Annotated in this window: 13 protein-coding genes; 5 read left to right on the forward strand and 8 right to left on the reverse strand. The window is 49.6% G+C overall.

Translation table 11 applies throughout. From position 1 onward, the window contains the following. Positions 1–438: 438 nt before the first annotated feature. From K6958_RS11925 to K6958_RS11945, 5 genes are all read right to left on the reverse strand, one after another. Complete coding sequence (locus K6958_RS11925; RefSeq protein ID WP_249891310.1) at positions 439–2,274, reverse strand: hypothetical protein; 1,836 nt, start codon at positions 2,272–2,274, stop codon at positions 439–441. Beyond that, positions 2,271–4,787, reverse strand: a complete 2,517-nt coding sequence (locus tag K6958_RS11930; protein WP_249891311.1) for a DUF8727 domain-containing protein — start codon at positions 4,785–4,787, stop codon at positions 2,271–2,273. The genes K6958_RS11925 and K6958_RS11930 overlap by 4 nt, the downstream gene beginning before the upstream one ends. An 855-nt stretch (positions 4,788–5,642) precedes the next feature. Further along, complete coding sequence (locus K6958_RS11935; protein WP_249891312.1) at positions 5,643–6,314, reverse strand: BRO-N domain-containing protein; 672 nt, start codon at positions 6,312–6,314, stop codon at positions 5,643–5,645. Positions 6,315–8,257: 1,943 nt separating this feature from the next. After that, positions 8,258–8,836 (reverse strand): tyrosine-type recombinase/integrase, encoded by a 579-nt coding sequence (locus K6958_RS11940; RefSeq protein WP_249891313.1) that lies wholly within the window; start codon positions 8,834–8,836, stop codon positions 8,258–8,260. Between the two features lie 59 nt (positions 8,837–8,895). Continuing rightward, a protein-coding gene (locus K6958_RS11945) for an IS3 family transposase (protein WP_249891801.1) occupies positions 8,896–10,064 on the reverse strand; the annotation gives its coding sequence in 2 pieces (ribosomal slippage) (positions 8,896–9,815 and positions 9,815–10,064; 1,170 coding nt in all). 1,146 nt (positions 10,065–11,210) lie between these two features. Between K6958_RS11945 and pyk the strand changes: the two genes are divergently transcribed. The 5 genes from pyk (at position 11,211) to K6958_RS11970 (ending at position 19,810) form a co-directional block, all read left to right on the forward strand. Next, on the forward strand, positions 11,211–12,653 hold the full coding sequence (gene pyk / locus K6958_RS11950; protein ID WP_249891314.1) for a pyruvate kinase: 1,443 nt from the start codon (positions 11,211–11,213) through the stop codon (positions 12,651–12,653). Positions 12,654–13,276: 623 nt separating this feature from the next. Beyond that, positions 13,277–14,833, forward strand: coding sequence for a pyridoxal phosphate-dependent decarboxylase family protein (locus tag K6958_RS11955; RefSeq protein WP_249891315.1), 1,557 nt, complete (start codon positions 13,277–13,279; stop codon positions 14,831–14,833). Between the two features lie 10 nt (positions 14,834–14,843). After that, positions 14,844–16,136 (forward strand): lysine N(6)-hydroxylase/L-ornithine N(5)-oxygenase family protein, encoded by a 1,293-nt coding sequence (locus tag K6958_RS11960; RefSeq protein ID WP_249894672.1) that lies wholly within the window; start codon positions 14,844–14,846, stop codon positions 16,134–16,136. Position 16,137: 1 nt separating this feature from the next. Then, positions 16,138–18,495, forward strand: coding sequence for a GNAT family N-acetyltransferase (locus K6958_RS11965; protein WP_249891316.1), 2,358 nt, complete (start codon positions 16,138–16,140; stop codon positions 18,493–18,495). Positions 18,496–18,577: 82 nt separating this feature from the next. Next, entirely contained in the window at positions 18,578–19,810 is a 1,233-nt protein-coding gene (locus K6958_RS11970) for an MFS transporter (protein ID WP_249891317.1), read from the forward strand. Positions 19,811–19,901: 91 nt separating this feature from the next. Here the strand turns inward: K6958_RS11970 and lpxM are convergent, their stop codons facing one another. From lpxM to znuA, 3 genes are all read right to left on the reverse strand, one after another. Further along, on the reverse strand, positions 19,902–20,876 hold the full coding sequence (lpxM, locus tag K6958_RS11975; protein WP_249891318.1) for a lauroyl-Kdo(2)-lipid IV(A) myristoyltransferase: 975 nt from the start codon (positions 20,874–20,876) through the stop codon (positions 19,902–19,904). 183 nt (positions 20,877–21,059) lie between these two features. Next, on the reverse strand, positions 21,060–22,379 hold the full coding sequence (mepM, locus tag K6958_RS11980; protein ID WP_249891319.1) for a murein DD-endopeptidase MepM: 1,320 nt from the start codon (positions 22,377–22,379) through the stop codon (positions 21,060–21,062). A gap of 13 nt (positions 22,380–22,392) precedes the next feature. Continuing rightward, complete coding sequence (znuA, locus tag K6958_RS11985; protein ID WP_249891320.1) at positions 22,393–23,340, reverse strand: zinc ABC transporter substrate-binding protein ZnuA; 948 nt, start codon at positions 23,338–23,340, stop codon at positions 22,393–22,395. Between the last annotated feature and the right edge of the window lie 32 nt (positions 23,341–23,372).

A 23,372-nucleotide genomic window follows, 5' to 3' on the forward strand; every position in this document is an offset into this window, starting at 1 on the left:
TGCCTGAAGTGGCTTGTAGTCTGGCCTGAGCGTGGGTATGGCGTCAAGCCTTTGTGTCATCTTTTATGGCAATTTTGTGGCACCTTAGTTATCAAGAATTGCTTACCGAAGAGCCTACGGGGGTAGATTGCTTCTACAATTCATATATTAACCCCTCAAAAATTTTTGTTGTTTTTTCATCAAGAACAATTTAATTTCCATCATCCATACGGTCTAATACGCTTTCAATAAAGCATAAATTTCAGCATTTAAAATTTTTAAACCTAATATTTAAGGAGACTTGTAGATAAATTCAGCATTGCCAGCAAAGAACTATCAATATGTATAACACGCATCGATATCAAAAGTATTTAAAATGTATCCCTCCCCCCAACTAGCACTGAATAATTGAGGTTTGGGAATAAGCGAGTAATTAAAATCAACATCAGAGACAAGGTATTAAGATGTTGAATCAATACCAAACATCCCTGTAACCACTTTCTTTATGCCAAGTAAATGCTCATTTAACAATGTAACATCAACTGTATTAAGAGCAATCGCTGTCGACTGGGGAAACACAGGGTGTTGACCCGTTAAACAATGACGAGGGGCAACTCTTCTTAACAACGTGCCTGATTTCGTATGAGCAAACAAGATAATAAGCATGTCAATTGATGATATTTTCAGCTTACCATTATCACCAACCGAATGAATATTCATCAGATATTTATTGGTAAGGGCATCCATATCATACTCTTTGATAGTACTTAAATCCTTAAATTTGGCATCTAATATTGCAGTGAAAGTAAAACCTTTATCTTTTGATGTAACTTTCATAACAAAATCTGGGCAAAAGTGATGTTTCCCATACAGAGCAGAACCATTAGTGTTGCTCGTATCAATCAAATCACCGGGTTTACTATCGGCACTATATGGATATATTTTAGCCTCATAAAGCAAATCGATAAGAAAAGCAGAACTTGAAAAAACAAAATGATTATTTATAACTCCTTCAGGGCGCTCAGCGTCGATACCCCCAAAAGGATTTGACTCTGCATGAGATCTAAAATTCTGAACAGTCAGCGAGGCCTGAAAGACATTTTCTATTTCTCTGTGAAGCAATATTAGAGTAGTTAACTCATATATAATTGAAAGATTTTTCAGTCCCAAGAGCAATTTGTTATCAGAAAAATCTGGAGCATGCGTCCTATAGCACTTTTCTATTTTAGAAAATGCTTCTTTATAGTGGGAATGTTTCACAACATATGATGTCATTCGAGGTACTGCGGAAACTTTAATTTTAGATGGCATAACCTTTAAATAAACACGTCTTAATTCACTTGCTTTAATAATTAAAGCATCAATTTCTTTTATTTTAACTTCTAGTACCATCCTTGAAAACTTTGCCATTGTATGATCGAACCTTACATAATCACTATGCGAGGGACTCTCATGAAATTCAGCACGTGTACTGTATTCACTTTTTAAGGAATGTAGAAAATTCACCACATTAACTAAGAATGTGTTAATAACTCTATTCTCGTAAACGTCATAATCTTCAAATGATATTTCTTTTGGTAATTGTTCGTAGTGAAAGCCTCGATTATTAAAATAAATATTCACGCTATCTTGATTTGCAGGCGACAACCGGTCAAGGTTGGTCAGAGCCCAATAGACTGAATCGGGGCCAGTGGGAGCTCCGTTTTCTGACAAAACCAGATCAGTCTGAATGTGTGATTTTCTTTCCCGTAAAAAAAGATGTACAGCACTACTCAGATAATCGAAGGCTTGATTGATTGCATCAATTTTATTGAACTTATGCTCATCATCACCTAATAAATCAGCTCCTTTCTTACTGCGCGAAAAACATATAGCAAGGGCATCATCAAGGTTTTCTGTTAAAAAAGAAAGCATTTCGTTTGCTATTATTGCATTTTCTTTACGTGCTAATATATCAAAAGTGGTTGATATAGGGTCTGAGAATGTATTGTCAAAGTACAATGTAACTTCACTTTCTCCAAAAAAGTTATAAAAATATCTAGCCCCATGTGAGCTTATTAACTCTTTCGATGAGAAAATATAAAAATCTTGTTTTGTACTCTCCTGTAAAGTCATAAGTAAGGGAATATCACCGACCACAACGGTCGGCGCTCCCTGTAAGGAGAAATCGTCAGTGTCCATACAAACTTCAAATACAAGTTTATCGGTCTCTTTCACCTGTATCTTTTCTCCGTGCGCTAGATATACACTTGCAGTTTCATCAAGAGAATTAATATAGACCTTCCACTTAATCATAAATTATGCCCATAGCTAAACATATTTTGATTGCCATGGCTTAAAATTCTTCGCAACATTCTATGACATTTTTCCATTTCATCAGGTAGGTTGAGCATTAATGCTTCTAGCCTTTTCCCAAACCCCTGTCCATAACCATTAAGTAAAGGAATAACATGTTGACATATTGCATAATCTAATCCGAGATATTTGCTCTCCATAGACATCAGAGGCCCAGCAACATTATAATAAGACCTAATCGCTTTGATTTTCCTGTAAGAAATTATTATTGGATTTCCATATTCAAGACGATCGTCTCTTAAAGTCATAACAACTGACTGCAATATCTTCTCAATATCCGCAGGAACTTCTAAACTATTAGCCTTAAATATTTCAATGAATTTCTTCCCACTTATTGCTTCAGGATTAACATCTAATATATTTTCAGAGCCAACCACACTGATCTCATAGTTTGGTTCAAAATCATCAAAATTTATAATTGCTGCTCTATCAAGCAATCTTGGCGTTAACGATTGGACTGATTCATCTTGATTTATCGTACCTAAAAAACGCAAGTAATCCGGTATATTTAGATATGCCTTGTCCGGATTTCCCGTGGTAAGAACTCTTTTTGACTCAGGATCAGCCATTTCTAAAAATGGACTAAAATAATGTTCTGGTTGAGATAAATTAAACTCGTCCAGTAAGATGATTGAAGCAGCTACCTCTTTGTTTTCATCAATTTCAGAGCTTAGTTGTTCGATCAACTCATATAACCCTGTTGAAGCCGGAGAAAATGATTGTGACAATGCGTTATAAAAACCCAAAATGTCTCTTGATGATGTCCAACCACGTGCAACGGGAATATTCAAGAATCGATTGCCTAATCCTAGACAGTTTCCTAACATTTTTGCGAGTGATGTTTTTCCGGTCCCAGGTAACCCACTAAACAAAGTAAATTGGCATTGAGAAATCGTTGTTAATATATTAGCAGCAGTAGCATAATCAGTTTTTCTACCTTGCTTATTTAAAGAATCTAAAACTGTATCAATTAAATCCTCTCGAATATCTTCAATGTCATTTGAAATGTAATGTACTTTCACAGGCACATTATAATCGAGCTGCTGTACAGCATTACGCGGCCTTAATCCACACAAAGCATCAACATCAGGTTTAAGTTTAACTAAACGACTGGTTAATATTTCATTATTTTCCTTGAGTTTAGCCCTAACCTCATCAACCTGCTCTTCCATTTGTTTCTTTTTATCGCGGGCACGGTCTCGATCATCTTCTAAGATTTGAATCTCTTTATGGAGTTTGTCATACTCTTTGAGCTTGCTATATTTTTCTTCTATACTTTTCACTTCACTAATTAAATTATCTAGTTTGCTTTTTTCACTCGCTATTTGATTTTCAATGATCTTTCTGTTTTCATCGGATAATGATGATAAAGCACCTACATTGTTAACTTCAAAATCATTTCTTTCTCTTGTTTTTTTACGAATTTCAGACTCTAGTGCTTCTTTCTTTTCTTTTAATTCATCAAATGCATTTTTTTGCTTTCTAGTTTCTTCCTCCATCTTTTTAGTGAAATTGGCTTTTTCTTCTTTAAAATAGTCATCTCTATTCTGTGATATATAATCTACTAATACTTGCTTTCCTTCCTTTGTGCCTAAAAACGTTTGAATCAATTCCGTTTTTGTAGAATCCCAAACTAAAGAATCTTCTAAGCATTGAAATAATCGATTAAACCGTTGAGGGAAAGTTCGGTACTCTGTTGCTGATGAGAAATGCTTTCTAATTTGAGCTATTGTGCCTTTTGTAAAAGATCTGAAATCAGCGTTTAAGGCAATTTTATTTCCATATATTGATAATATTTGATCATCAGTAATAAAATCTATTTCTTCATCTATAATTTCTAGCACTTTCTTTATATTTGCTAAAAAAATAGGTTTTCTTTTATCATTAGATAAATAAGCTATGCATTTTTGTATTCCAACTTTACCGATATGATACTGTGGTATCTTGCTTATGGGTGTATTAATCGACTTAAGCGATAGAATGTAGCTATCCGTTTTATCGTCAAACTTACTCGTATAATCAAATGGACCATAGATAAAGCTGTCATCTTTAATGAGTAATGTTTTAGTTAAAGGAATATCATCTACGACTATTGATGGCTCGTTTGGAGTAGGTAAGCTGACATCATAAATTTGAGAAACCTGTAAGCCTTTAATCTCTTCACAGGAACTTGCTCGGGTGACATATCTACAGTTACCATCTTTCTGTTCGAAATTAGTTGGTATACAAACGGATTCAAATAAATTATTTTTAAATCTTTCTTTTATATCAGAATATCCACTTGTAACGAAAACCTGCTCAGTGTCGCAAAAAAACTCCATTTGATTTATAGGTAAAATATCTCCATTCTCAAATACCTCAAAATAAACTCTTAATTTTCCAATTTGCTCATCCCTCTCTGAGCTATACCCTTTTTCGATAGTGCATAGTACTTTTCTTTCTTGCTGTGTCATCTCATGAATTCCGTTTAATAATCAATAGTTTAGGGGATTTGCCTGTAATTTATACATTACACTCAACAAATTTTCTAATGTTAGATCAAGCCATAAACATCCTTCCATTTCAAGTCTGCAAATCAAAGTAAGTAAAGTTTTTTATTAGCAGAATGTGCACTTTTTGATAAAGATATAAGGACATTTTTAAGCAGCTTCACACAAAAAAAAGCAGAACACCCATGAGCCTTTTTTTTTAATTATCCAAATCAAAAACTTACGGTTAACGCATAGAGTATTCTCTTTCCCAAGCAGAGGTTTATCCTATGCTTCTACCCAGTAATAACAACCTAATAAACTGCTTGTAGCAACGTCCCGGGAAAGCAAATGCTGTTCCCCCCTTAAAGGTTGCAGCATGCCAAGAAGGCTTAATCAATAAAGCTGATAAACCATTGTGGCTAATGAGTTTTGCCAGAGGGGAAGTTAACTCAATAACCGAACTGACTGTAGTTGTAATTTTATTTGAAATAATGGAGAACTTATCGGTTTTCTGCGGGCGGAATAGCTGTTTTATATATAGTACGAAGGCCGGTAGAGGTCTCCCCGCATCAGTCAGTGTTCAAAATATGGGTATTAATTAGTGTTTGGAGTTGCCGGTGTGAGCTAGCAGATTAGCTTCTTGGCGCTTAATGCCACGCTCAGCGCATATCAGACACAGCTCAGCCTTTGAGTAGTAACGCTCACGTTCTTCTTTAGGCGGCAGCTTGAGCAACTCCAGCAGGACCCTTGTACGGTATTGCAAGAAGCCTAACGCCTTGCGGCCTTGAGGGGTCCGAGGGTCCAGTAAGACTGGTGTCTCTGCAATCTGCATAGCCATCAGCGGTGACCACGCTTGGACGCAAGCAGTGCCCGTAAGATGTCTTCAGGGGCGCTCTTGGTGGCTACCAGATTGCCTACGCTTACTCGCTTCTTGGCGTGTTCGAGGAGTCCCTCTTGATGTAACGCTTGGACCGCACTGGTCAGCGTAGCCGATTGTTCATCACCAGCCATCACCGAGGACATGCAGGAGGTCAACAGGACCTTGTGTAGACGCTCCTCATCAGCCTTTGAGCGCTTCTCAGAGAGCAGCAGAGCCAGCTTAAGCGGAGCCAGTCGGGCCAGCGCCTCAGCAGATTGAGCCAGTAAGCGTTGCTCCTCGGTACTCAGGGTCTCCTGACCGTTGATGTAGCCACCGTGCTTACGCAGACTCGGTAGGACCTGCTCAACGACCCAATCCTCAAAGGCTTCAGCGGCAGGCAACTTTGAGCGCATGATAAGCCGGTAAACATCCGACTCAGGGATAGCCTGTACGTGTCGGACCTGACCCCCTGTTTTGAGGGGATAGGTATTAACTTTCCGGCAGTGATTCGCTACAGCTTGGTCCGGTCGGGCATAACCAAGGGCCTCAGCGACATCCTTAGCGATGAACAGAACGTCATCACCTTGCTGGACGGTGCGCACAGAAGCATTGGTCTGATTGAAGATGTGAGTAGCAATTGAAGTATTCATGGTTTAGATATTCCTTATGGCTGCGCCCTCATGTCACACCTGCACGCCAGCCATCCAGACCCCCAAACCAAGGGCACTGACGGCAGCATGAAGGCGCATACATAAAGACTGGATTAATGTTGATTAGCCGTGTGAAGGCTGTTGGTGGTTGCCGATGAGGTCATATAAGAGGCCGCCCAACGAAGGTTGAAGGGACCAGCGCGGGCAGCTCTTAGCTTTTAAGGAGAACAATCAAGACAACGTTAGTGAACTAACAACTTTAAAGAGAAAACGGAAGATGGAAGACACGCAGAGCAACACTCACGGGTCCACATTGTGCCAACTGGCAGAACGCAGGCTAACCGCTAATGTTTTTTCTTTTGTCCTTCTCCCTATAGTGAGTCGTATTAAAAACTTCTTGACGGCTCACTGAGTCTTATGGCATTCGGCTTCTCGATAGCGAACAACGGGGACATCTTTAGGATAAACATGAAGGGAAGAACGGAAGGAGACCGGCTGGAGGTCAGCTCATCGAGTTTACCTGCTGGTCAGCCTGAAGGCTTGTACCTGAAGACCAGCTGAGGAGACCCCTTAGCATCTAAGGAGAATCCTCAAGGATTATCTTCAGGTTTACTCATTGAGGAGGATGGTAATTATATTCAGACCATCCATCTTATTGGGTCTGCCTTGAGCGGTAGCGCTGAGGTCTACCTTGTTCCAAGGGGCTTCTCACCGGTCACCTCAAGGTATTCAAACCTTCAAGATGCTCAGAGAGTAACCACTTTGAGTTTCCATGCCCTGTGTTATATACGGTTATAGTGTCGTAATCACTGTGCTAATCGCTCACCCAGTTCTGTAATCCACGAAAGAAGCACGGTCGGTGCGTGTGGTGTCTACTGTTACCCGCCCTGAGAGGTGCGGTGAGTTACGTGGATGGATGTTCATATGCAGCTACCGTCTGTGCTAGCTCGACGCTTGTTAAGGGAGGTTTCCAATCGCCCCTTGGTGGTCTCGGTAAGTGATGAACGTTATGGTTGGCCCAGCTTGCTCGCTGCTGAAGTTGAAGGTTAATGTTGAAGTTAATATCAGCGGGTAACCTTAATTATTTATTTTAGGTGGTCTCCCTATAGTGAGTCGTATTAGATTTAACTTGACGTCCCGCTGAGAATACCCGTCGATTTAACGGGTAGTTGGGCTTGTGTAGTGTAATTCACTGCATAGCTACCCTATCAATTTGAGAGGCTAACGCTGAGTTGCCCGCTGAGGGTCTCTAATTTTATTAGGGACGGGTCTGAATTGAGCATACGGTACGTGAGCGACTCACTCATCAACCACTGGTCGCGCCAGCGTGGATAGGTCGCCATAGTATCCAAATTGCATACCATAGACCGCTGGCTCCGCAGCCATCAGCCACGAGCGTCTGAGCGCAGGCGGCGGCCTAACGGGTCAAAGAGATACAAAGGGTTTTTAAAACCCCCTGACACTTCCTTGTAACGAACACCGAGCGAGTCCTCTAATCGCAGACCTACCCTCTCAGATTGAGAGCCTTGCATCATTAAATCCATATAAATCAGGCCGTTAATCCCACCCTACCGAATCGCGTAACAAGTCAGACACCCTTTCAGGGTGCTTGTTGCGGATGTCCTTGATTTGAATACAATGTTCCGGGTAGTTGCGGGCTGCATCTGTTACCGTGTTTGAGTGTTGGACCCCGGACATTACCGTCACCTGCTTACCCACAAACAGCAGCTCATGCGCAGGATGCCCTATCTTTCGGAGTGGCAATCATCAGTAAGTCACTGATAATTAAGCACTTACAGTCTTTGAAATAGCGCCTAACATTCTGAACTGCCTCAGTGTATTTCCCTTCGCATCCAATAACTTAACAGAGTGAGGTACAACTTCACTATATCTCACTCCAGAGCCTTTCTTCGCGGTACTGGCGATGCTTTGTGACGGGTATTTTAGACCCGCGCATGTTGAAGGCCAGCCGGTTCAGGCAGAGCCTGCTTCAAGGCTTCAGCCATTAAGTTCACACTCTTGGTCTTCCCGTAAAGATTAAACGTAATCGACTGATTAGTATGGCCTAAGACATCCTGAGCGGTACTCTCAGCGACCCCAGCGTGTTTCAGCAAGGTAGCCATCGTGTGTCGTAAAGAATGAAGCACAAGGTCACCTGAGCGGTTCTCTATGGCCTTCGGCAGAATGACCTCATTGAACCATTTGGATGCAACATCGCGGGACATCCTGAAGACCGATGAGTTTTCTTCATCAGGGAGCGAAGCGACATACTCACGGAATTCTTCAGAGCGGAACCCAAAGGCTCCATCAATCAGAGGGACCACGCGGGCACTCGCTTTGTTCTTCAGGGCCTTCCCGTTGTTAGCGTTGATGTCGATACATAGCAGGCCATTATCACCATCCTCATAAATATCAGCCTTGGTAAGCTGAGTGAGTTCCCCACAGCGAGCGCCTGTGATGACCGCCAGTAGACCAAAGAACCTCTTAGCCGCATTGGTTTCCTCATGGATGGTGGTAACCACCTTACTCAGTTCATCCTCTGAGAAGGCTCTGCGTGTACTTTCAGTGTTCTATGTAGTGGTCAACTAAAACTGGCCACCGATTTAGAGTTTTTCCAGTATCGCTTTTCCGATTCGTTTGGGGGCAACCCACCGTTATAATCATGCGGCCTTAGCGAGCTGTAATACCCGACGATATAGTCTGTGATCGCATGAGCAGCTTCGCTAAAGTTTATATAACCTGTCACTGGCACCCACTCGTTTTTCAGACTCCGGAAGAAGCGTTCCATCGGGCTGTTGTCCCAACAGTTTCCACGTCGGCTCATACTTTGCCTGATCCGGCAACGCCACAGTAGTTGCCGGAACTGCCTGCTTGTATAGTGGCTACCCTGGTCACTGTGGAACATCACTCCGGCTGGTTTACCGCGAGCTTCCCACGCCATTTCCAGCGCTTTGATGGTCAGCTTGCTGTCCGGTGAGAATGACATTGCCCAACCTACCGGTTTCCTTGCGAACAGATCGAGAACAACAGCAAGGTAAGCCCAACGCTTGCCTGTCCAGATATACGTCACATCGCCGCACCACACCTGATTCGGTTCTGTCACTGCGAACTGTCGCTCAAGGCGATTCGGGATAACGATGTGTTCAGGACCACCACGTTTATATCGGTGGGTAGGCTGCTGACAACTCACCAGACCCAGTTCTTTCATGAGCCTTCCGGCAAGCCAGCGTCCCATTTTGAAGCCTCTCAGGGTTGCCATAATCGCGATACTTCTTGCGCCAGCAGAACCATGGCTGATGTTATGCAGCTCCAGAACCTGACTGCGTAACACAGCTCGCCTGCCGTCTGGCTTTTCGGGGCTTTTTTCCCAGTATTTGTAGCTGCTGCGATGAACCCCGAACACGTGGCAAAGTGTGACCACAGGATACTGCGCTCTGAGTTTCCCGATTAACGAGAACTGTTCAGGGAGTCTGACATCAAGAGCGCGGTAGCCTTTTTTAATATGTCGTTTTCCATTTCAATGCGTTGTAGCTTTTTCTTCAGCTCACGTATTTCAATCTGTTCCGGGGTTACAGGGGAAGCTTTAGGTATTTTGCCCTGTCGTTCATCCCGCAACTGCTTTACCCATCGCGTCATGGTAGAAAGACCCACATCCATAGCACTGGCCGCAGCTGCAACGGTGTAGTTCTGATCAAGGACCAGTTGAGCGGATTCGCGTTTAAACTCTGCGCTGAAATTTCTTTTTTTCATTGAGGCACCTGTAATGTTCTGAGGTGAGCATATCACCTCTGTTCGGGTGGCCAAATTCAGTAAACCACTACACTTCAGCTTCAGGCCCTTCGTGTAATCATCCTGAATGTGACCATTACGGCAGGCCCAAGCGATAACCGTAGACAACCGTGTCAGCAATTTGTTGACCGTAGAAGGGGCAAGGTTGGCTGCTATCATGGCATCCCTTATCGCGCTAACCTCTGGTCGCGTATAGGCCCTGAAGTTTATCCCTGCGGCAAACCGACCGACTGCCTTATGGGTCGAGAGTAAGTCCTTCTGGTTTCGTTCAGTCTGATTTACTTTGTGTTCTTCTCTATAGGCTGATGATAATTCATCCCAATACAGAGGCTCACCACTAGCTCCGCTACCCTTTTGATGCTCTCTCGTGAATTCTGACGGGCTACCACCCTGCTTTCCTTCCAGAATCGACACAGGAGCGTCACTATCAGCCCTGCTGACATCAATTGCTTTGCTACCATCAAGGATGTCCAACAGTGGACCAGCGTCGCCTCCATTGACCCGTTGCTGTGCCGCAGAGATTAACTTAATGGCTTCCCTGATATGCTTCTGCTGGTCAACAGATAATGCCTGAGTAGCCGCAATCTCCCGTAAGTCAGCCTTAGCATCATGAAGGTGCGCTACTTCGACCCCATCCCAGTAATCGTTCGTGGCATCAGTAAGGAAACATTCAGCCATCCATTTAAGATGCTCTCGCAGCTCCTCAGAGGTGGCCTCAGGATTATCCAGCAAGAAGGCTTTAGCGGTGGCTGAGAGTTCATTTAAACGGGACATAGCAAGACTCCTGACTGTGGTCTTCAGACCGATACTGACGATAGGCGCGGTACTTCCTACTTTACGAAGGCGCATAGTGTAACGCCCGGATGCTTTGCGGCGAATCAAATTAGGTTTCGCTAAAGTAGCCAGTAAGGTGACTTTGGGCGCTTGTGTCAGTATTGTATCAATCAAGAGTGTCATTAACGGCCCCCTTGAAGGCGGTTACAGATAGGGACTGACACATAAGAATGAATAAATAAGCAGAACATCTTAGCAATAATGAACATTTGTGACCCTCAAAGTGAATACCTATGCTTCACTTCAGGTCCCCATACCACACAAGGAAAACCCATGACTCGACGTCTTAGAAGAACCAAGATCGTGACGACTTTAGGCCCGGCAACCGATCGCGATAATAATCTGGAAAAGGTTATTGCCGCCGGCGCTAACGTAGTACGACTTAACTTCTCCCACGGCACGCCAGAGGATCACCAGCTACGTGCCGATAAAGTGCGTGAAATCGCGGCGAAACTGGGGCGCCATGTCGCCATTCTTGGCGATCTTCAGGGGCCGAAAATTCGCGTTTCTACCTTTAAAGAAGGGAAAATTTTCCTCAGCGTTGGCGACCGCTTTCTGCTGGACGCCAGTCTGGGAAAAGGTGAAGGCGATAAAGAAAAAGTTGGCATCGACTATAAAGGCCTGCCGGAAGATGTGGTGCCGGGTGATGTGCTGCTGCTGGATGATGGCCGCGTACAGTTGAAAGTGCTGGAAGTGCGCGACAGCAAAGTCTTTACCGAAGTCACGGTCGGTGGCCCGCTTTCTAACAATAAAGGCATTAACAAACTGGGCGGCGGTCTCTCTGCCGAAGCGCTGACCGAAAAAGATAAAGCGGACATCATTACCGCCGCGAAAATCGGCGTGGATTACCTGGCGGTCTCTTTCCCGCGCTGCGGCGAAGATCTTAACACCGCGCGCCGCCTGGCGCAGGAAGCAGGCAGCGATGCGAAAATCGTCGCTAAGGTTGAGCGCGCCGAAGCCGTTTCCAGCCAGGAAGCGATGGACGATATCATCTTAGCCTCTGACGTGGTGATGGTAGCCCGCGGCGATCTGGGCGTCGAAATTGGCGATCCGGAGCTGGTAGGGATTCAAAAAGCGCTGATCCGCCGTGCTCGCCAGCTGAACCGCGCGGTGATAACCGCCACGCAGATGATGGAGTCGATGATCACCAATCCGATGCCGACGCGCGCGGAAGTGATGGACGTCGCCAATGCGGTGCTGGATGGTACCGATGCGGTGATGCTCTCCGCAGAAACCGCAGCGGGTCAGTATCCGGCGGAAACCGTTAGCGCGATGGCGAAGGTGTGCCTGGGCGCGGAAAAAGTGCCCAGCATTAACGTATCGAAACATCGTCTGGAAGTGCAGTTCGATAACGTTGAAGAAGCGATTGCCATGTCGGCGATGTACGCGGCCAACCATCTGCAGGGCGTCACGGCGATTATCACTATGACGGAATCGGGCCGCACCGCGCTGATGACGTCGCGCATCACCTCCGGGCTGCCGATTTTCGCTATGTCGCGTCACGAGCGTACGCTTAATCTGACGGCGCTCTATCGCGGCGTTACGCCAGTTTACTTTGACAGCAACAATGACGGCGTGGCGGCAGCCCATGATGCGATTAATCTGCTGCGTGACAAGGGTTTCCTGGTCTCCGGCGATCTGGTCATTGTTACTCAGGGTGACGTGATGGCTACGACCGGCACCACTAACACCAGCCGCGTTCTGCGCGTCGAATAATGCTGGAAGCTGCCGCCCCGCTGCGGCAGCTTCTTACTGCCCTTTCCTGTTTCGCAATCGCCGATGGTTGCCGCATCGCCAACTTTCCTCAACGTTTGCGCACTCACCGAATACCGCTGCGCCGTTAACTCTCCGCTGTAGTTCATCCGCATAAGCCCGTTTCTTGTCGCACCGTCAGCCTCTTTTGCACTCCTTCCCTGCGTTTCCATACTGCCATCCGTTAAGCCCGATCGCTTTTTGCGCAGGCTACCCAGGCGCTTTTTCAGCCTTGCCCGCAGATAGCTGCCCCTAAAATTGTGATCATCATCACACTTTAAATATTAATAACGCTTATAACTTAATTGTCACCAAAATCTTATTGAATGATAATGATTGCTATTTATAATCACATTTTCATTCTCATGCGCAGCATTTATGTAACAAAACAGCGCTATAACCGCATAAAAAGGAGGTTTATCTGCTTCAGACGGCTATTCCTCTGTTTTCATTTTATTGTGGGTAAAATTCCCCCACCCACAAAACATTAGATAAATTTAACTGATGCCGTAAAGCATCAGGCGTACAGGGCCGCCATTTTTTTACTGGCGGTACGGGTTTCTTACGTCCAGAAAAAGGGTCAGGAAATGGCTTTAGTTTCCGCAACAACGCAAAATCTCGCTGCAGGCGATCGTGATACGTCATCCGCCAGCGGCAGCGAATTTTTCTTTAACGAGGCTCAGCTGGAGCAATACGCGCAACAAACCCTGAGTGCGCTGGCGTTAATTCGCCACCAGCTACAGCAGACTGAAAAACCGTTTAGCGGCATCTTGCCGCATGAGCTGGCGCCCGCCTTACGTGATATCGACCTGGAGCAGCCGTTAGGCGATTCCCAGGCGGCGCTGAGCGAACTGGCGGAGGTTTATCTGCGCGATGCGGTGTGGTTCCATCATCCTAAATATGTCGCTCATTTGAACTGTCCGATCGTTCTGCCCTCCCTGCTGGCGGAACAGGTAATGAGCGCGGTGAACAGCTCGGTAGATACCTGGGATCAAAGCGCTGGCGGCACGCTCATCGAGCAAAAGGTGATCGACTGGACGCTACAACGTATCGGCCTGCCGGCCGGCTCGGATGGGATTTTTACCAGCGGTGGCACCCAGTCGAATCTGATGGCGATGCTGCTGGCACGCGACAGCTGGTGCCTGCGTCAGCATCCTGACCATTTAATTAAGCAGCGCGGCCTGCCGCCTGAGGCAGGAAAATGGCGTATTTTCACCTCAAAAATGAGCCACTTCAGTATTCAGAAATCAACCGCGATTTTAGGTCTGGGCTATGATGCGGTGATCGCTATCGATCACGATGATCATTACCGTATGGATGCCGTTAAGCTTGAGCAGGCGATTCAGCAATGCCACCAGGATGGGCTGATCCCGATTGCCGTGGTTGCCACGGCAGGCACCACCGATTTCGGCAGCATCGATCCGCTGCAGGCGATCGGTGATATCTGCCGGCACTATCAGCTCTGGATGCATGTGGATGCCGCCTACGGCTGCGGCCTGCTGGTGTCGCCGCAGCACCGCGCGCGCCTACAAGGGATCGAGCGCGCCGATTCCGTTACCGTGGATTATCATAAATCCTTCTTCCAGACCGTCAGCTGCGGCGCATTTTTTGTACGTGAAAGCCAGCACCTCAGCCACGTTACGGTTCATGCCGACTATCTCAACCCGCTCAGCGCGCAACAGGAAGGCACGCCTAACCTGGTAAATAAAAGTATTCAGACCACGCGTCGCTTTGATGCGCTCAAGATGTGGATGACGCTGCGGATCATGGGCGCGCAACAGCTGGGCGCCGCGTTTGATAGCGTACTGGCGCTGGCTCAGCAAACCCATCGCCTGTTGCAGGCGCATCCGGCCATTGAGGTGCTGCATGCGCCAGAGCTCACCACGCAGGTCTTCCGTTATATTCCGCGCCCCGGCCTTAGCGATGAAACGGTGGATGAAATCAACGCGCAGATCCGTAAAGCCCTGTTCCGCTCAGGCAACGCGGTGGTGGCCGGTACTAAGGTTAACGGCCGTCAGTATCTGAAATTCACCCTGCTTAACCCCACCACCTGCGTAGCCGATATGGAAGACGTGATTGCGCTGATTACCCATTACGGACGCGAGCTGTCACGCAACGCGCCATTAAACGCGGCAAATCAGTAAGGACATCATGATGAACGACACCATTTATGACTTTATCGGTATTGGCATCGGACCGTTTAACTTGAGTCTTGCCTGTTTGACCTCGCCGTTGGAAGAGGTTAACGGCCTGTTCCTCGACCAGAACCCTGGGTTTGACTGGCACACCGGCATGATGCTGGAAAGCGCCCATCTGCAAACGCCATTTATGGCCGATCTGGTGACGCTGGCCGATCCCACCAGCCCGTTCAGCCTGCTGAACTATATGAAGCAAAAGGGCAAGCTTTACAGCTTCTATATCCGCGAAAGCTTTTTTTTGCTGCGTAAGGAGTACAACCAGTACTGTCAGTGGGCCTGCTCGCAGTTGAATAACCTGCGCTGGAATACGCGCGTCGACTACGTCAGCTACGATGAGGGCCGTCAATGCTATCAGCTTCAGACGGTGGATACCCGCAGCGGCGAGCGCCATAGCTGGCTGACGCGCAAGCTGGTGCTGGGCACCGGGCCGGTCGCCTGGCTGCCGGAGTGCAGCCGCCCGCTGCGCGATCGGGTGGTGCACTCCAGCGATTATCTGATAAATAAAAAGCAGCTGCAGGCGCAGCGCTCTATTACCGTGCTGGGCAGCGGTCAGAGCGCGGCGGAGATTTTTCACGACCTGCTGAGCGATATCGACAGTCACGACTATCAGCTCAACTGGATAACGCGCGCGCCGCGCTTCTATCCGCTGGAATACACCAGGCTGACGCTGGAAATGACCTCGCCGGAATGGATCGATTATTTCCACGCCCTGCCCCCGGCTAAACGCGACCAGCTCAATGCCGGACATAAAAACCTGTTTAAGGGCATTAACAGTAGCCTGATCAATGACATCTACGATCTAATGTATATCAAGCAACTGGATGGCGATCTGAAGGTGCGGCTGTTTACCAATTCGGCGCTGACCGGGCTGCGCCGCCTGCCGAGCAACGAGCTGGAGCTGTCGCTGCATCAGCGTGAACAGGATGAGCACTATACGCGCCGTACCGAAGGTCTGGTGATGGCCACCGGCTATCACTATCAGCCGCCGCAGTTTATCGAAGGCATCGCACATCGCCTGCGCTGGGACGAACAGGGCCGCTACGATGTGCAGCGCAACTACAGTATCGATCGTCATAATGCGGTGTTTGTGCAAAATGCCGAACTGCATACCCATGGCTTCGTCACCCCCGATCTCGGCATGGCCTGCTATCGCAACTCAGCGCTGATTCGTGAAATCGCCGGGCGCGAAATCTACCCGGTTGAACAGCGCATCGCCTTTCAGACCTTCCCGGCCGAAACGGAGCGCTAAAATGAGCATTTTATACCGCTGCAAACGACCGGCCGGCGACTTTACCCTGCGGCCGATGACCACAGACGATGCGCCGCTTATCCACCGCTGGGTAACGCAAGAGTATGCCCGCTTCTGGGGCATGCAAAATGAGACGCTGGAACAGGTTGCCGGCTTTTACCAGCAGCTGACCGCCAGCGATCCGCAGGCGGCTATCATCGGCCTGTGCAACGACCAGCCGGTTTTCCTGATGGAGTTCTATCGCGCCGCGCAGGATGAAGTCGGCAAACATTATCCGGCGCGCCCTGACGATTACGGGATGCATATTCTGATCGCCCCGGCGGAAAAGCCGCTGCCGCAGTTCAGCTGGCAGGTATTCAGTACGGTAATGGATTACCTGTTCAGCCTGCCGCAGGTGCGGCGGGTGGTGGTCGAGCCGGACGTGCGCAACGAGAAAATTCATCGTCTGAACAAACGGGCCGGCTTCCGCTATCAGCACACCATCGATATGGGACATAAAACCGCCTGGCTCGCCTTTTGCCAGCGCGAAGATTATCAGCAAGCGCAATTGCAGGAACCATTACCAATGACGACAACTCATCCTTTACTTAACGGACAACACCTGAGCGGCGATAACTGGGCGCTGGCGAACCGTCTGCTGGTACGCAAAGCGATTGCCGAATTCGCTCATGAGAAACTGATTTCACCACAGCCGGGCGCTAACGATAGCTATCAACTGGCGGTGCCGGGCGGCGAAGCGGTGTACGCTTTCCGCGCCCGCCGTCTGGCGCTCGATCACTGGCAGATCGATCCCGACTCGCTGCAAAAACAGGAAAACGGCGAGCCGCGTCCGCTGGATGCGCTGCAGTTTATTATTGAGTTTAATCAGCAGATTGGTATTCCTGCCGCCATGCTGGCGATCTATATGGAAGAGATTACCAGCACGCTGTGCAGCAGCGTCTACAAATTGCAAAAGGGTAACCCGGACAGCGCCGCGCTGGTGAACGCGGATTTCCAGACGGTGGAAGCGGCAATGACCGAAGGCCACCCCTGCTTTGTCGCCAATAATGGCCGCATCGGTTTTGATGCACGTGATTATTTGGCCTACGCTCCCGAAGCAGCCACGCCGGTGCGCCTGGTGTGGGTGGCGGTGCATACCCGCAATGCGCACTTCTCCAGCCTGGATACCCTCAGCTATCAGCAATTAATGCAGGAAGAGCTGGGGGAAAATACCGTCGCCGGGTTTAACGCGCGGCTACAGGCGCTGGCGGTTAACCCGCAGGATTATCTGTTTATGCCGGTTCACCCCTGGCAGTGGCAGAATAAGCTGCTGACGGTTTTCGCGCCCGATATCGCCGCGCGCGATATTATCTGGCTGGGCGAAGGTGAAGATAACTATCAGGCGCAGCAGTCAATCCGCACTTTCTTTAACCGCAGCCAGCCGACCAAACGTTATGTCAAAACCGCGCTCTCGGTATTGAATATGGGCTTTATGCGCGGCCTGTCGCCTTATTATATGGCGACCACGCCAGCGGTAAACCAGTGGCTGGAGGGCGTGGTCAGCCAGGATAGCTGGCTACAGCAGTGCAACTTCCGCCTGCTACGCGAAGTCGCGGCGATTGGCTACCATAACCGCTACTATGAGCGCGCTATTCAGGGCGACTCTGCCTGGAAAAAGATGTTCGCCGCGCTGTGGCGTGATAATCCGGTTGCCCAATTAGCGCCCGGCCAGCGCCTGATGACCATGGCTTCGCTGCTGCATATCGATCACCATCAGCAGGCGCTGCTGCCGGCGCTGATTGCCGATTCCGGGCTGGAAGCGGAAGCCTGGATCGATCGCTATCTGACCTGCTACCTGAGCCCGCTGCTGCACTGTTTCTATCAGCATGACATCGTCTTTATGCCGCACGGCGAAAACCTGATCCTGCTGCTGGAAAACAATGTGCCGGTTAGCGCCTATATGAAAGATATCGGCGAGGAGATCGCAGTACTGAACCCGGATGCGGTGTTGCCAGAGAAGGCGCAGCGGCTGGCGGTAGACGTGCCGGAAAACCTGAAGGCGCTCTCTATCTTTACCGATGTGTTCGACTGCATTTTCCGCTTTATCTCCGCCATCCTGGATGAGAGCGGGACGCTGCCGGAAGCGCGTTTTTGGCAACGCGTGGCGCAGTGCGTGCATGATTATCAGCAGGCGCATCCGCAGCTGGCGCAGAAATTTGCCCGCTATAACCTGTTTGCGCCCACTTTCGCCCTCTCCTGCCTGAATCGCCTGCAGCTGGCGAATAATCAGCAGATGATTAACCTGGCCGATCCGGCGGAAAACCTGAAATTTGCCGGTGAGTTGACCAACCCAATTGCCGCTTTCGCGCATCAAGAATAATTCATATGTAATCGTGTTTTGATCGCTATACTGACGCGGCCGCATTTGCGGTCGCGTTTTTATCTTTCTGGAGCATACCTGCATGGCCGCATATACCCCGGTTTCCAGCCTGACCTTCAGGCATTTACTGTTCCCACTTTCGCTGGTGCTGTTTGAGTTTGCTACCTATATTGCGCATGACATGATCCAGCCCGGCATGCTGCTGGTTACCCGTGAATTTCATGTCGGAGCCGAATGGGTTTCGACTTCCCTGACCGCTTACCTGATTGGCGGTATTGTTCTGCAATGGCTGCTGGGTCCGTTATCGGACAAATATGGCCGTCGTCCGGTGATGCTGGCTGGCGTGCTGTTTTTTATTGTCTGCTGCGCGCTGATGCACTGGGTTTCATCCATTGAGCAGTTTGTCACGCTGCGTTTCTTGCAGGGCATCAGTCTCTGCTTTATTGGCGCGGTAGGCTATGCCGCGATTCAGGAGGCATTTGACGAAGCGCGCAGCGTACGCATTATGGCGCTGATGGCCAATGTCGCCCTGCTGGCACCGCTGGCTGGTCCGCTGGCGGGCGCGGCCTTTTTAACCGTAGGCGACTGGCGCACCATGTTCTGGCTGTTTGCGCTGATCGCTGCACTGGCGCTGATTGGGCTGTGGCGCGCGATGCCGGAAACCGCCGGCGATCGCCGCGTTTCCGTCAGCCTGACGCATCTGGCCCGTAGCTATCTGGCGCTGGCGCGCGATCGCCAGATTATGAGCGGCTCGCTGGCGATCGGGCTGGTTTTCATTCCGATCCTTGCCTGGGTGGCGTTATCGCCAGTGATCCTGATTCAGGATGAAGGGCTCTCGCGTATGGATTACGCCCTGCTGCAGCTGCCGGTTTTTCTGGCGATGATCGCCGGTAACCTGACGTTGAGCCGACTGGCCAGCCGCCTGCCGATTGAAGGCCCGCTGCGCTTTGGCGCATGGCCGATTCTGGCTGGCCTGGGGCTTGCCGCATTAACCAGCCTGCTGGATAACCACAGCTATCTGTGGCTGACCGCCGGGCTGAGCCTGTATGCTTACGGCGCGGGCATGGTTAACGCCGGGCTGTATCGCCTGACGCTGTTTTCCAGCAATGCCGGTAAAGGCAGCGTGGCCGCCATGTTAGGCATGGTCAGCATTATTGTCTTTGCGTTAGGCATTGAGCTGTCGAAGTATGGCTATTTTCACGGCGGTAGCGGCTGGTTTAGCCTGATTAATCTGGCGAGCGGTCTGCTGTGGCTGGTGCTGGTCACCGCCTTCCTGCGCGAGCGTAAGCGTCGCAGTGCGGTTAATCCGCTTTAACGGGTTAGCCCGCCAATCCCGTGCCATGGCGGTGCGGGATTGGCGCCTCTGCTAGCTCATTTTTCCGCCGCCTGCGGCGCGACTTTTCCCGTTATTTACGCGGAAACAGCTCTTTGCGCTTATAGGGTTCGATCTCCCCTTCACGCCGCGTTTTCAGCAGCTTCAGGATCCAGGTGTACTGTTCCGGATGCGGGCGAACAAAAATCTCCACCTCTTCATTCATGCGGCGCGCCAGCGTGTGGTCATCCGCCTCCAGCAGATCGTCCATCGGCGGGCGGATATAGATATCAAGCTGATGCGTTTTGGCGTTATAGACCGGGAACAGCGGCACCACGCGCGCGCGGCACACCTTCATCAGGCGTCCGACCGCGGGCAGCGTAGCTTTATAGGTGGCAAAGAAATCAACGAATTCGCTGTGTTCCGCGCCATGATCCTGATCGGGCAAATAGTAGCCCCAATAGCCCTGGCGCACCGAGCTGATAAAGGGTTTGATGCCATCGTTTCTGGCGTGCATACGTCCGCCAAAGCGGCGACGCACCCGGTTCCAGATATAGTCGATCAGCTGGTTGCTTTGGTTGTGAAACATCGCTGCCATCATCTGGCCTTCTGAAGCCAGCAGCATCGCCGGAATATCTACGGCCCAGCCGTGCGGCACCAGAAAGATAACGTTCTGTTTCTCCGCCTGCATCGCATCAATAATTTCCCGGCCGTGCCAGCACACATGCTGCCGCACGCGCTCCGGCTTACGCAACGCCAGCTCCGCCATCATCACCATCGACTGTGGCGCGGTGGCGAACATGTCATCGATAATCTTTTCGCGCTCGGCTTCTGGCACTTCAGGCAGGCAATAAAGCAGGTTGATTTGCGCACGACGACGCGCGCTTTTGGCAAAACGTCCAGCAAGGCGGCCCGCCGCGCCAAGCACAGGATCGCGTAGCGCCGCAGGTAGCATGGCCATCACGGCAAACGCGCCGATGCCCAGCCAGGCCCCCCAGTATTTGGGCAACAGGAAGGATTTCTGGAAGACGGGAATAAATTCTGTATTTTTTTTCTTGCTGGTTTCCATGCACTCGCCTCTATCAATAACCGGCTAATGATAGTGTCGGCAGGTAATTTTGCAATGCTTACCGCAGGTTGTCGCTAAACCAACCCTAAATAACGGCAAACTGGCTCACCGGCGGGGAAAATATCGACCAGCGGAGCGCGCTAAAGGTGGCGCTCCGCTGTAGAGAAAGGAAAATAGCCTGGGTTAGTTGAGTTTCAGCTGCGGCAGCACTTCCCTTACCTGCGCCAGGAACTCGGAACGATCCTTACCGGTCAGCCCCTCCGTACGCGGCAGCTTCGCCGTCAGCGGATTCACTGCCTGATTATTGATCCAGATTTCATAGTGCAGGTGCGGGCCGGTTGAACGTCCGGTACTGCCGGAAAGGCCGATACGATCGCCACGTTTTACCTTATCGCCCGGTTTAACCAGCAGTTTATTCATATGCATATAGCGCGTCATATACTGGCGACCATGACGAATAGCGACATAGTTACCGGCACCCGCGCTACGCCTGGCCTGTACCACTTCACCATCGCCCACTGCCAGCACCGGCGTGCCGATCGGTACGGCAAAGTCTACCCCTTTATGCGGCGCTACGCGCCCGGTCACTGGATTCAGACGACGCGGATTGAAGTTGGAGGAGACGCGATACTGTTTCACCGTCGGGAAACGCATAAAGCCACGCGCCAGACCGGAGCCGGTGCGATCGTAGAATTTGCCGTCTTCGGCGCGGATAGCGTAATAATCTTTGCCGCCGGTGCGCAGGCGCACGCCTAACAGCTGGCTCTGCTCGTTTTTGCCATCCAGCACTTCACGCGACATCAGGACGCTGAACTTATCGCCCGCGCGCAGCTTGCGAAAATCCATCTGCCACTGCAGCGCTTTAATCACACTGCTGATCTCGGCACTGTTCAAGCCGGCGCGCTGGGCGCTGCTGACAAAACTGCCGCTCACGATGCCGGACAAGACGCTATTGGTCCATTCGCCTTTCTGCAGCGCGCTGGACATCTTAAAGCCGTTATCGATGCGATCGTAGGTGCGGGTTTCGCGCCGCGACATTTCCCATGTCAGGCGCTGCAGCTGACCATCATCGGTTAGTGTCCAGGAGAGCTGCTGCCCCACCTGGAGATTACGCAGATCGTTATCAATTTTAACCAGCTGACTGATTTCGCCCATATCGATGCCATACTGATTCAGTACGCTGCTCAGGGTATCGCCGCTGGAAACGACGTAATCATGGGTGCCGGTTTCGGCCGTGACGTCCTGGTCGATTTCATCCTGCGGCAGCTCATCTTCCGGCGCGGGTTGATCGAGCGGCTCGCTGGCTTCAGGCAGTAGCGTACGCAGCTGCTCTTTATCGATTTCAATGGTTTTTACGATGGGCGATGTTTCACCCGGATGGTAAACAAAAGGCCGCCAGACAGCGACGGCCAGAGTAACAACGGTCAGCGACCCGAGCATAACGCGGTGGGGTCGCGGCAGATTATTAAATGCCAGAGCGACAGAGCGGGCTATCTGTTGCACTTTTAGGGATTCCTCATGCTCCTTTCAGGCAGCTTTCATACTGGCTCGACAGCTGTGAGAGGAATTTCACATAACTGTCTTTGGCTAAGCTGATACCCATTCCCAGCGGATCGAGTGTGCCTTTGCGCACCTGCGTTCCTCTGGCAACGGCATCGATTACGGCCGGCCTGAATTGTGGCTCAGCAAAAACGCAGATCGCTTTTTGCTCAACCAACTGTGTTCGAATTTGATGTAAACGCTGTGCGCCCGGCTGGATTTCAGGATTAACGGTAAAATGGCCAAGTGGCGTGAGACCGTAATGCTTTTCAAAGTAGCTATAAGCGTCATGAAAAACGAAATATCCTTTTCCTTTGAGCGGTGTCAGCTGTTGCGCTATTTGCGTATCGCTTTTCGCTAATTCTGCTTCGAATTGCTGCAGGTTAGCGTCAAGTTTGTCTTTGCGCTGCGGCATAAGTTCCAATAATTTTTCATGGATTGCAACCGCAGATTGGCGCGCTATTTCCGGCGACATCCACAGGTGCATATTATATTGCCCGTGATGATGATGTTCATGCGCTGCGTCATGATGCGCATCACCTTCTTCTTCATGCTCATCATCTTCTTCCGCGCCGGTAATCAGCAACGGTTTCACCGTGGGCAACTGAGCAATTTCGAGGTTCTTTTCGGCCGGAAATGCGCTGGCGGTTTTACTGATGAACGCTTCCATCTCAGGGCCAATCCACACCACCAGATCCGCGCCCTGCAAGCGTTTAACGTCGGAAGGGCGCAACGCGTAATCATGTTCAGAGGCGCCATCGGGCAGTAAAACTTCGACCGGCGTTACGCCATCAGCGATAGCCGAGGCGATAAAACCCAACGGCTTGATAGAAGCGATAACCGCTGCGCTGGCCGGGGCGCTAAACGCAGCGGCAAAAGCAAGGGAACTTAGCAGGGGAAAAAGGGCCTTTTTATTCTGTAACATAATGCGTCAATCCATCGTGACTGGGTGATGGA

It is taken from the genome of Mixta hanseatica, assembly GCF_023517775.1.
GTDB classification, from domain to species: Bacteria; Pseudomonadota; Gammaproteobacteria; order Enterobacterales; family Enterobacteriaceae; genus Mixta; species Mixta hanseatica.

What these genes read in the sequence shown, in the direction of transcription:
- K6958_RS11935 (WP_249891312.1), bottom strand. Translation starts at nt 6,314, where the DNA reads ATGAATACTTCAATTGCTACTCACATCTTCAATCAGACCAATGCTTCT.
- K6958_RS11965 (WP_249891316.1), top strand. Translation starts at nt 16,138, where the DNA reads ATGAGCATTTTATACCGCTGCAAACGACCGGCCGGCGACTTTACCCTG.
- K6958_RS11955 (WP_249891315.1), top strand. Translation starts at nt 13,277, where the DNA reads ATGGCTTTAGTTTCCGCAACAACGCAAAATCTCGCTGCAGGCGATCGT.
- pyk (WP_249891314.1), top strand. Translation starts at nt 11,211, where the DNA reads ATGACTCGACGTCTTAGAAGAACCAAGATCGTGACGACTTTAGGCCCG.
- K6958_RS11970 (WP_249891317.1), top strand. Translation starts at nt 18,578, where the DNA reads ATGGCCGCATATACCCCGGTTTCCAGCCTGACCTTCAGGCATTTACTG.
- K6958_RS11925 (WP_249891310.1), bottom strand. Translation starts at nt 2,274, where the DNA reads ATGATTAAGTGGAAGGTCTATATTAATTCTCTTGATGAAACTGCAAGT.
- K6958_RS11930 (WP_249891311.1), bottom strand. Translation starts at nt 4,787, where the DNA reads ATGACACAGCAAGAAAGAAAAGTACTATGCACTATCGAAAAAGGGTAT.
- lpxM (WP_249891318.1), bottom strand. Translation starts at nt 20,876, where the DNA reads ATGGAAACCAGCAAGAAAAAAAATACAGAATTTATTCCCGTCTTCCAG.
- K6958_RS11960 (WP_249894672.1), top strand. Translation starts at nt 14,844, where the DNA reads ATGAACGACACCATTTATGACTTTATCGGTATTGGCATCGGACCGTTT.
- znuA (WP_249891320.1), bottom strand. Translation starts at nt 23,340, where the DNA reads ATGTTACAGAATAAAAAGGCCCTTTTTCCCCTGCTAAGTTCCCTTGCT.